Here is a 9854-nt window from a genome sequence, read left to right as displayed (position 1 = left end):
TGAAAACTTGTTCGTCGTCTTGCTCATGGTAGCTCCTTCTCACAAGTAGAAGCCTCCGAGAAACCCGGGACGGTTCATACCATTTCTCCGCCAAGGTCGTGAGCCGCGCCAACGGATCGAGCGCCGTGGCGAGTGCCGCCTATCGTTCCGCTTCTGAGCTGTTCGATGAGCGGCTAGAGCGCGATCACGACTTCTCTAACAAGGCGGGCGTCATCCACTCCGAGGTGATGTTGCCGGAGGGTGCGCCGGAGCGGCTGTCAGATCGTGCAACGCTGTGGAATGAGGTGGAGGCAGGGGAGAAGCGCAAGGACGCACAACTTGCCCGCGAGGTGGAGTTTTCAATCCCGCGCGAAATGAACGAGAAGCAGGGCGTTCAGCTCGCCCGTGATTTCGTGAAGCAGCAGTTTGTCGATCGCGGGATGGTCGCGGACCTCAACGTGCATTGGGACAAGGCGGAGGACGGTAGCCCGAAGCCACACGCGCATGTGATGCTGGCGATGCGCGACGTGGGGCCGGAGGGGTTCGGGCAGAAGAATCGCGATTGGAACAGCACGGAGCTGTTGAAGGACTGGCGCGAGGCGTGGAGCGCGCACGTCAACGAACGGATGGCCGAGCTGGGACTTGAGGGCCGGATCGATCATCGCACGCTGGAGGCGCAAGGGATCGAGCTGGAGCCGCAGCACAAGATCGGCCCTGCCGCATCGCGGCGTCCAAGCCAAGGGCTTGAGGCGGAGCGGATCGAGGATCATGCGCGTATCGCCCACGACAATGGCGAGAAAATCGTCGCCAGCCCGTCGATCGCGCTGGACGCCATCACCCGCAGCCAAGCGACGTTCACCACCCGCGACCTTGCGACGTTCGCGTTCCGGCACAGCGACGGGAAGGAGCAGTTCGACCAGGTGATGGGCGCGGTGCGCGCCAGCCCCGAGCTGGTCGCATTAGGCAAAGACGGGCGCGACCAGGAGCGGTTCACGTCGCGTGACATGATCGCGGTGGAGGCCCGGCTTGAGCGCGCCAGCGACGAGCTTGCCGGGGCCGATCAGCACTTTGTCGCTGGCACGCATGTTTATCATGCGTTGGAGGCGGCCGAGGGCAGAGGGCTTACCCTGTCTGGTGAGCAGCGGGTCGCGCTCGGCAGGATCACCGGCAACGAGGGGCTGGCGTCCGTCGTCGGCTATGCCGGCAGCGGCAAATCGGCGATGTTGGGCGTTGCGCGCGAGGCATGGGAAGATGCCGGCTACACCGTGCGCGGCGCGGCGTTGTCGGGCATCGCGGCCGAGAACCTTGAAAGCGGGTCCGGCATCCAGAGCCGCACCATCGCCAGCCTTGAACACGCATGGGGGCAGGGGCGCGAGCAGCTAGGCCCCAGGGACGTGTTGGTGGTGGACGAGGCCGGCATGATCGGTTCGCGTCAGATGGAGCGGGTGTTGAGCCAGGCGCGCGATGCCGGGGCCAAGGTCGTCATGGTCGGCGACCCCGAGCAGTTGCAGGCGATCGAGGCGGGCGCGGCGTTCCGCAGCGTCACCGAGCGCCACGGCGCGGCCGAGATTACCGAAATACGCCGGCAGCGCGAGGACTGGCAGCGCAACGCGACCCGCCAGCTCGCTACCGGGCGCACTGGTGAGGCGGTCCATGCCTATAACCAAGGCGGCATGGTCCACGCGGCCGACACCCGCGAGCAGGCGCGGGGCGAGCTGGTCGATGGCTGGGATCGCGCGCGCCAGGCTGACCCTGATAAATCCCGGATCATTCTCACCCACACCAACGCCGAGGTGCAGAGCCTCAACGGCGAGGCACGCGTCCGGTTGCGCGCAAGCGGCGACCTTGGTGACGACGTGACGGTGAAGGCCGAGCGCGGCGAGCGCCAGTTCGCGACCGGTGACCGCATCATGTTCCTTCGCAACGAGCGCGGCATGGGCGTGAAGAACGGCACGCTGGCAACGATCGAGCGGGTCTCGTCCGAGGGCATGGCGGTACGCCTCGATGACGGGCGCGAGGTCGCGTTCGATACCAAGGATTACGCCCACGTTGATCACGGCTATGCGGCGACGTTCCACAAATCGCAGGGTGTGACGGTCGATCGGGCGCACATTCTCGCCACCCCGGGCATGGACCGCCATAGCGCCTATGTCGGCATGTCGCGGCACCGCGACGCTATACAGCTCCATTATGGCCGCGACGACTTCGCCGACCAGCGCCAGCTCGTCCGCGCCCTGTCGCATGAGCGTGGCAAGGACATGGCCGGCGACTATGCGCGTCCGGAGCAGGATCAAGCGCGCGCGTTCGCCGATCGGCGCGAGATCCGGTTCCCGGAACTCGCGCGTCAGGTCGTCGAGAAGGTGCGCGACAAGGCCAAGGGCATGTTCGACGGGTTCCGGCCTAAGCCAGCGCCCGAGACGTCGCCGGAGCGCGTCGCGGATGATCGATCGCCGGCACCCTCGCAGGCCCGCGCGATCGAACGCTATGGCCGTGCCGCAGCCGATATAGGCCGGATGCGGGACAAGGGGTTGCCGGTGCTGGCGCACCAAGAACAGGCGCTGGCGAAGGCCGGCGACGCACTCGACCAGACCCGGCCCCATGCCGCGCGCGACCTCGCTAGCGCGATCGAGCGCAACCCCCGGCTCGCGCATGACGCGGCCGAGGGCAAAACGGGCGGCCCGGCCAAGGCGATGGAGACCGAGCGTCAGGTCCGCCTTGACCCGGAGAAGCGCGCAGGCCGGTTCGTGGAGCAGTGGCAGGGCATGAAGGAGGCGCATGCCAGCATGGAGCGTGCCGGCGACCATGCGGGCGCTACGAGGCTGGGCAAGCGCATGGAGAGCATCGCGGGCGGGCTGCATCGCGACCCGCAGCTCGAATCCGTGTTGCAGCGCCGCGCCCCTGAGCTGGTGCCCGGCATGGAGAGGGGCCGGTCGATCGGGCAGGAGCTGGCGGCGTCTCTCGATCGCGGGCGTGACCGGGACCGAGGGATGAGTCGATGACGGTTCGTGTTTTCGGATATGAATGGGAGGCGAGATGACCGAGGACGATAACGAGCCGGATGCCGCAGCGGAAGCGTTTGAGGGCGTGCGCGGCGAGCTGGCGCGCCAGTCCGACGAGATTGTTCTGTTGCGCCGTGCGATCGAGGGCATCGCCGCAGCGCGTGACGATCGCCTCGAGCTTCCCGACTATAGCGAAACGCTGGGCCAGCTCACGAACTTTGCAAGCGCGACCTACCAGCGCGCCGAAATTCTGCGCAAGGCGGCCGAGGAAGAGACCGTGGCACGCCAAGTCGTCGCTCGGGTCGCCGGCGCCGTCGCCGAAGACCGGCAGGCGGTGAAAACCGCAGCCGGCGAGTTGCGCGATGCGACGCGCGCCTTGCAGGGTGTCACCGTGTCAGCGCGGCGCGGCGACCAGCAGAACCGGTGGTTGATCTGGACGGCGATCGTCGGAATCGTCGTCGGGATGATCCTGTGGGCGGTGTTCGCCGGGATCGTCGCGCGCGCTGTGCCGACAGGGTGGCAATGGCCGGAGAGGATGGCCGCACGCACTCTCGATATGCCAATGTGGGAAGGCGGGCAGCGGATGATGCGGACCGCAGCGCCCGATGCCTTCGCGAACATGGCAGCGGGTGATCGCATCGTGATCGCCAACCGCGAGACGATCGAGGGGTGCAGCAAGGCCGCAGCTCGAACGCGCGAGCCGGTGCGATGCACGATCAGGGTCAAGCCAGAGGAAAAACAGTAGGTATGACACATATCAGGATTCTTCATCGCGATACGGTTGGCAAGGTGTTTGACGGGGGCGTGGATTTCAGTCCCGAGGATTTCGCGGGTCAAGTGCCCGCCATCGGCGACATGATCCTCAATCCGGGCGTGCCGGTTGGAAAGAAGCGCGATGATCCGCGCAACCGGGAAGTCTGGACCGTGGTCGGGCGCGTATTCAATTCGCGCGACAACACAGACTATGTATCTTTGATCGTAGAAAGCCGTGACGGCACCCTTGCCGATGATGCTTTCGCTTAGACGAAGGTAGCGGATCAACCGTGAGCGAGGGAACCGAGGACCAACTACGACAAATCTGGAACCGGGGCGCGGTCCCTGTTCTCTATCGTCGTGGGCCAGGAAATCCGCTGCTCGCTCGGCTACCCTATGCCCTTACCAACCGGCCTTGGCTTGGATCGTTCGGTCGGAAGAACCCGGAATGGGATGCCAAAGCAAAGCATTGGGAGCTGCCGCAGGCATGGTTCAACAAGCTGGTTCATGCCTGCCTCGACAAGTTCGGCAGCGTCTACATCATCCAGCCCTACCGGGAGCAGGAGAAATGCGCGCCGGCCTGTTGGGCCGCCCAGGGCGAGGAGTGCCAATGCTCCTGCATGGGCGTGAATCACGGCTCGAACAGCGCTAGCGGGGATTGGAAGGTGATATCGGAGGCTTTCGCAACCCGATGGGGCGAGCGTCACTTGGCTTGCCGGCTTCTGACCGGCAAGCCCGATCGATCAGCATGACGCTCAAACCGACAATTCAAAGCATTTGCCACATTCCCTTTTCTCCATCTCTGGAAGGTTATTTCGGGAAAACTCAAACGGGAACAGATTTTGGGAAAGTGGAACCAGCCGGCGTCCGTTAGCGATGGGCGCGACCGGATTCCCGCCACAGGTTCCCTTTTGAGAACCCGATTTGGTCTCGGTCAGACGATCATGGCCGCGATCGGGACGGAGACGATCAGCCCGAGCTTGGTCGTCATCGTCGCCACCGCGAAAGTTTCTGCGCGAAGGGTCACTTGACTGATCCAACTCCAGGTCAGAATGTTCACCCATCCCGACGCCAGCCCGAAAGCCGCGAAAGCGAAAAACGAAGGTTGGTAGATTACGAGTGCCACGGACATGCCGAGGGCAACGATCCCTGCGAAAAAGGTCGTTCCAATTCTATCGCGCGTGGCCGTTTGAGGTAGCGGGATGCATGACACCAGCTTGCCGATCGTCAACGCGGCAAGGGCGATGCCCGGCGTTGCAATGGCGAGTTGGACGTTGCCGACAATGGTCTTGGTCGCTGTCGAAACAACGACCGTGACGAGGAGATTGGCGATCAGCAGGATGGCGATCGATAGGGCGCTGCCGGGGAGCGCCGTGATCGGGGTGTTGCCGTCGATGCGCTCATGCCTGTCCCAAAGCTGACGCAGCAACACGACGATCGGCACGGACAAGAGCGTAGCGACGCTTGCTACCGCAGCGAGCATGAGGACAACGACCGTCCGCGACGCGGTAGCGCCGAGCCATGGCTGTATGGACAGGGCCAACACAACGGATGCGATTTGCCCCCAGAGATTGCGGATGCTCACAAGGTGTGCCGCGTCGAACCCGAGCACAGACATCCGCCCAAGCAGCGCGTGGTGGGGTATGTCGAACAGCGCGTAGGTTGACCGAAACAGCATCATGAAGCCCAGCGCCAGCCATGCGTTCAATGGCGCGGTCACGATCGAGGCGACGAAGCTCGCCGCCGCAACGGGAATGGCGAACCCAGCGATGATGGCGAGCCGCCTCGCTTCTATGCGATTATTGCGCAGCAATATTCCAACCGCCAGATCGCTGATCGCGTGCCAAGCGAGGCCCCCCACGAGAACAAACGTTACCGTTCCAGCAGAGAGCTTGTCCACGACCACAAGGATGTAAAAAGCGATCAGGTCTGCCGCGACCCACAGAAGCGTTTTGCCAACCTGCACGCTATAATACAGGTGGGTCAGCCGTGGCTTCAAAGCGACACGCATGGTGCCCTCCCGACAGCACCCGTGTGGTTTGCCGGGTAGGCCATCAACGGCTTTGATATGGTCCGAACACGGCACGGATCGTAGGCTTCACTGCCAAGTCGTCCAGTAGGAATACACGGTACGACGCCCCCCCCGGTGCGACACGAACAAGGACGTGTCCGCCAGACGCGGTGAACGCACGTATCATTGCCGGGCCGATCGCTTCCTCGGTTTGGGGAAACAGATGCGTCGCGAAAATGTCGCGAGAACCAGCATAGAGCCCCTTGGCAGCGATCCGGTGCACGACTTCCCCGCCGGGTTGATCGGTGGTGTAGACCTGTTCCACCATGACGCGAGGGCGCAGGTTTTCGAGAATATGGCTGTTGGTCGCATCGCGATTACCGTGATGATCGAGCGCCATCACGTCCACCGGCCCGACCAGCGGCGCGATCACGCTCTCGGTATCGACCGCATCCGGCGCATAGGGTTCGTCCAAACCGGTATTGTCGCCACCGGCATAATAATCGAACGATCCGTAGGAGAGGCGCAGCGCGATGCTGAACGGGTTTTCCATGGCCGAGCCATCAGGCGCGGTTGCCCGCTTCGGATCGAAGACGGCGCGGGAGCCGCCTGCGCCATCCATGATCCGACTGCCTGCCTTGATTCCCAGCACCTTGAAACCGGGATAGGCAGTCGTGTTCGCCAGATGAATTTGCGCGGTGGTGCCGAGCTGCAACGGCATCCACCGCGTCCCGCGTTTCGCTTTCAGGAAGTCGGCAAACGCATAGTAGTTGCGGATGGTGAGATCATCGTGTGGCGCGGGATCGCCGCTGCCGGGTTGCAGGCGATCGATCAGTACGCCGATCGGAAGCACGTCGCCGACATCGGTGATACCCGATAGCCGGTAGGCGCGCGTCGCCGACCATGGGCTCGACGGTGTGACCGAGCCAAAATGGTCGGTGTGGAAATGCGTGATGATCGCATAGTCGATGCGTTGGTGATCGGCCGGGGTGGTCTGGTGGATATACCGCGCGATCCACTGTCCCGGCCGCAGCGATGCGTTCGGCACGGCCGGGGCCAGCTTGAGCGGCGCATTAGCGACCTCGATGTCGGCAGGATCGAGCGCGCCGGCATCGATCAGGATCGTCGTACCGTCAGGGCCAACGATAAAGGTCGAATTGCCGCGTCCGGTCTGGATGTGATGGATATCCAGCGTTCCCGGCGTCCACGCCGGCAGCAATGCCGGGGCGGTCGTCGCGCCCGCTGGACCGGCGAATGCCGATCCAACGATGAGCGCGAACAGTGCAAGAGCGTGGCGGCGTTGACAGGTCATCCCGGACATTTTCGTCAGAACCTGAATTGTCCGCCGACCGTGAAGGACCGGCCGGACTGGATGGCGGTCAGGAACTGCTTGCGATCGATGCCGGTCGCTTCGCGATACCAGCTATTGGTGAGGTTGCGTGCCGCAAGGAACAACTCGACATGCCCGATCGGCCGAAGCGCCAGCTTCGCATCCAGACTGTCATAGGGCCGGACATAGGTATCGCTCTGCGCCGTAGCGCCGACGCCGCCATTGAACGCGACGCCGCGCCGGTCATAGGACAGCGAGGCCGTGAATGGTCCTCGATCATAGATGCCCATGACGTTCGCCATGTATGTCGGCTGCTGGTTCAGGCCATCGATCGTCCTGCTCGATCCGTCCGCGTTCTTGACGCCCAGCCGGCCCCAGAGCCGGGTATAGTTGGCACGCAACGTCACACCTTCCAGCCACGGCGCAACGCTAGTGAAATCCCGCCATTCGCCGCTCAACTCGATGCCGGTCAGCTTGGAACTAGACGAGTTGAAGGGTGTCGAAATCTGGGTAGCGATGCCGGTAACGGGATCGGAGGCGGTGGTCGTCAGATAATAAATCTCACCCGTAATGTCCTTGTGGAACAGCCCCGCCGAAAAATAGCCGTGCGCTGAGTAGGACTCAACGGACAGATCGAAGTTGTGCGAAAGCCGAGCCTTGAGATCGGGGTTACTGCCCCGGATCAGCACGTTGAGGCTGCTGAAATTGTTGATCGTCAACCCTTGCGCGAACGCCGTGAACGTCGGGCGCGCGATCGTCTCGGTGTAGGCGGCTTTCACGCGCAGGGCCGGCAGAAAGTCGTAATAAGCCTGCACGTTGGGAAGGAGATACCCATAGCGACGATGGAAGCTGAACGGCACCGCCGCGCCGTTCACAAGCTGCGCCGTGCTGTCATCGACCACCGTATTCTCATACCGTGCGCCCGCCAGCGCGTGGAGCTTGTCGCTGTTATAATTGACGGTGCCATACCCCGCGAGCACGTCCTCGGTCAGATTGAAGCTGCCGGTCGGCGAGGTGGTCCTGGTGTCGATGCCGTTCGACTGAACGAAGTTCCAATATGCGTTGCGATCAACGTAGACTACGCCTTGACCGTCGAACGTCGAGCCCTTGCCGCCATCGACCAGCACCTTGTCCAGTGTGTACGGCGTCCCGGCCGCGAGGGTATAGTTATCCGCCGACTGATTGAAAACGCGGTGAAGCTCGCGCCAGTTCACACCCGCCGACAGGCCGAACCCGTTGCTGAATGCGAAGCTGTTGAGGTTGTAATCGAGCCGGCCGGTGTAGACCTTATCGGTCATCGGGAGGTGGGTGACGACCGCTGCCGATGATGGGTTCGCGGTCCAGTTCTGAGGATTGCCCATGCCGGTTGCGGGGTTGAGCGCAAGCTCGGCAGCATCGGGCGTCAGGTTATATGTGCCGCTCAGGCCGCCAAACTGGTAGATCGCACCGTTTTGCAGCGTCTCGTTATGATGCGAGCCTTCGATCGAGCCGGTTGCCTTCAGCTTGGAATTGTCGCCGATCTTCAGTTCCGCGCCGGTTGTCGCGGTCCACAGTTTGCGGCTGATATCATAGGTGCGGCTGTAGGCCTGTGCGCTTGCGCCCGTAAACGAACCCTGTCCTTCAGTTGTCGTTGTGATGTTGGTCGGGTTGACCGTCACGCCGCCCCGGTAATTGTTCTGGAAAATGTCCGCGTTGAAATAGGTCACTTCGGCGAAGCCGTAGAATTTGTCAGCCGAACGAGCTTCCAGCTTGCCGAGCAGGCTGTAGCCCTTGTCGTGAATATCGAAGTTGCCGCGCTGTAGCGCGCTGGTCGGGACGTCGATCCCGTTTCTGACGATGTAGGCCGAGCTATTGTTATAGGTCTGGCTGTAATCGTCATCGTGATAGGAGGCGGCACCCACGAAGCCGAAATTGCCATTTGGCCCGAAGGTCCGCTTGACGACGACGTTGGCAGTCTTGCCCGGCCCGTGCCCGTTCGGCGCACCGCTTTTTTGAAACAGGTCGAGCCCGAAATCGGCGCGCGTTACGGGAGCGCCGCCCAGATCGAAGGAACGCAGCGTCAGGATCGAGATGTGGCCGCCGATCGAATTGGCGTCCATGTCGGGCGTGACCGTCTTGTAGACGACCAGTTCGTTGATGGCGTTCGCCGGTACAGTGTCGAGATAGACGGCCCGGTCGTTGCGCGTTGAGTCGAAGAACATGCCGCCATCGAGATCGACGCTGCTGTAATTGCCGTCCAAGCCCCGGATCGTCGCGTACCACGACTTTTGCGATTGGTAGCCGCGCTGGAGCGACACACCGGGCACGCGCGTCAGCGCGTCGGCAATCGTCACGTCCGGCAGCTTCTGGATTTCAAGCGCGCCAATGCTGTCGGCAATCGCGATGTTCGATTTCTTGGCGTCCTGTGGAGACTGACTGAGCCGCCGGCGACCACTCACGACAATATCGCGGACCGGTTCGTCCACTGCGTCGTCCGCTTTCGCGGCCACTTGCGGCTCAACAGTCTGGGCCATTGCCGGCGACGCACCCAGAACGGTGCCCGCGAGCAAGACAGCTTGAATGTATGTTCGGCAGGTCATGGTTTTCCCCAAAACTATCCGATTCCCCCCAAAGCGAACCGTCGTTGGAAGCGCCCCTAGCTCACCCCCATTACAGAATTAAGTCCACTTAACTTAATAGTCTGATTGCCTTGACGGGTCGGGATGCTAGTGGTTCTCGCCTTACATTTGAGTCCGATTAGGGATTCCCGTCGACGTTTTGGCGTGCGAGTCATCGGGGATGC

At 62.7% G+C, this 9854-nt stretch carries 7 protein-coding genes; 4 read left to right on the top strand and 3 right to left on the bottom strand.

From position 1 onward, the window contains the following. The first annotated feature begins 125 nt into the window (after window positions 1-125). The 4 genes from traA to QN347_RS17790 are packed head-to-tail and all read left to right on the top strand — an operon-like array spanning window position 126 to window position 4483. Window positions 126-2978, top strand: a complete 2853-nt coding sequence (gene traA / locus QN347_RS17805) for a Ti-type conjugative transfer relaxase TraA (protein WP_416194530.1) — start codon at window positions 126-128, stop codon at window positions 2976-2978. Between the two features lie 34 nt (window positions 2979-3012). Continuing rightward, window positions 3013-3723, top strand: a complete 711-nt coding sequence (locus QN347_RS17800) for a DUF6118 family protein (RefSeq protein WP_322164225.1) — start codon at window positions 3013-3015, stop codon at window positions 3721-3723. A 2-nt stretch (window positions 3724-3725) separates the two neighbouring features. After that, on the top strand, window positions 3726-4001 hold the full coding sequence (locus QN347_RS17795) for a hypothetical protein (RefSeq protein WP_322164226.1): 276 nt from the start codon (window positions 3726-3728) through the stop codon (window positions 3999-4001). Between the two features lie 20 nt (window positions 4002-4021). Next, window positions 4022-4483: a hypothetical protein gene (locus QN347_RS17790; protein WP_322164227.1), complete on the top strand. Its 462-nt coding sequence runs from the start codon at window positions 4022-4024 to the stop codon at window positions 4481-4483. A 182-nt stretch (window positions 4484-4665) separates the two neighbouring features. Here the strand turns inward: QN347_RS17790 and QN347_RS17785 are convergent, their stop codons facing one another. Genes QN347_RS17785 through QN347_RS17775 form a run of 3 tightly spaced genes read right to left on the bottom strand, consistent with a single transcriptional unit; the run spans window position 4666 to window position 9621 of the window. Beyond that, window positions 4666-5742, bottom strand: a complete 1077-nt coding sequence (locus tag QN347_RS17785; RefSeq protein ID WP_322164228.1) for a hypothetical protein — start codon at window positions 5740-5742, stop codon at window positions 4666-4668. A 43-nt stretch (window positions 5743-5785) separates the two neighbouring features. After that, window positions 5786-7054 (bottom strand): MBL fold metallo-hydrolase, encoded by a 1269-nt coding sequence (locus QN347_RS17780; RefSeq protein ID WP_323494259.1) that lies wholly within the window; start codon window positions 7052-7054, stop codon window positions 5786-5788. 14 nt (window positions 7055-7068) lie between these two features. Next, window positions 7069-9621 carry a TonB-dependent receptor gene (locus QN347_RS17775; protein WP_323494257.1) on the bottom strand — a complete coding sequence of 851 codons (2553 nt, stop codon included), beginning with the start codon at window positions 9619-9621 and terminating at the stop codon, window positions 7069-7071. Window positions 9622-9854 lie beyond the last annotated feature (233 nt).

The organism is Sphingomonas sp. 10B4, assembly GCF_035019905.1.
Lineage (GTDB): Bacteria > Pseudomonadota > Alphaproteobacteria > Sphingomonadales > Sphingomonadaceae > Sphingomonas > Sphingomonas glacialis.
The sequence above is the reverse complement of the archived record's forward strand: the minus strand, read 5'-3'. Positions and strand labels throughout refer to the sequence as shown.

Bases quoted from the DNA above. Each gene is read 5' to 3' on its own strand.
- QN347_RS17780 (WP_323494259.1), bottom strand. From the start codon at position 7,054: ATGACCTGTCAACGCCGCCACGCTCTTGCACTGTTCGCGCTCATCGTT.
- QN347_RS17785 (WP_322164228.1), bottom strand. From the start codon at position 5,742: ATGCGTGTCGCTTTGAAGCCACGGCTGACCCACCTGTATTATAGCGTG.
- QN347_RS17795 (WP_322164226.1), top strand. From the start codon at position 3,726: ATGACACATATCAGGATTCTTCATCGCGATACGGTTGGCAAGGTGTTT.
- QN347_RS17800 (WP_322164225.1), top strand. From the start codon at position 3,013: ATGACCGAGGACGATAACGAGCCGGATGCCGCAGCGGAAGCGTTTGAG.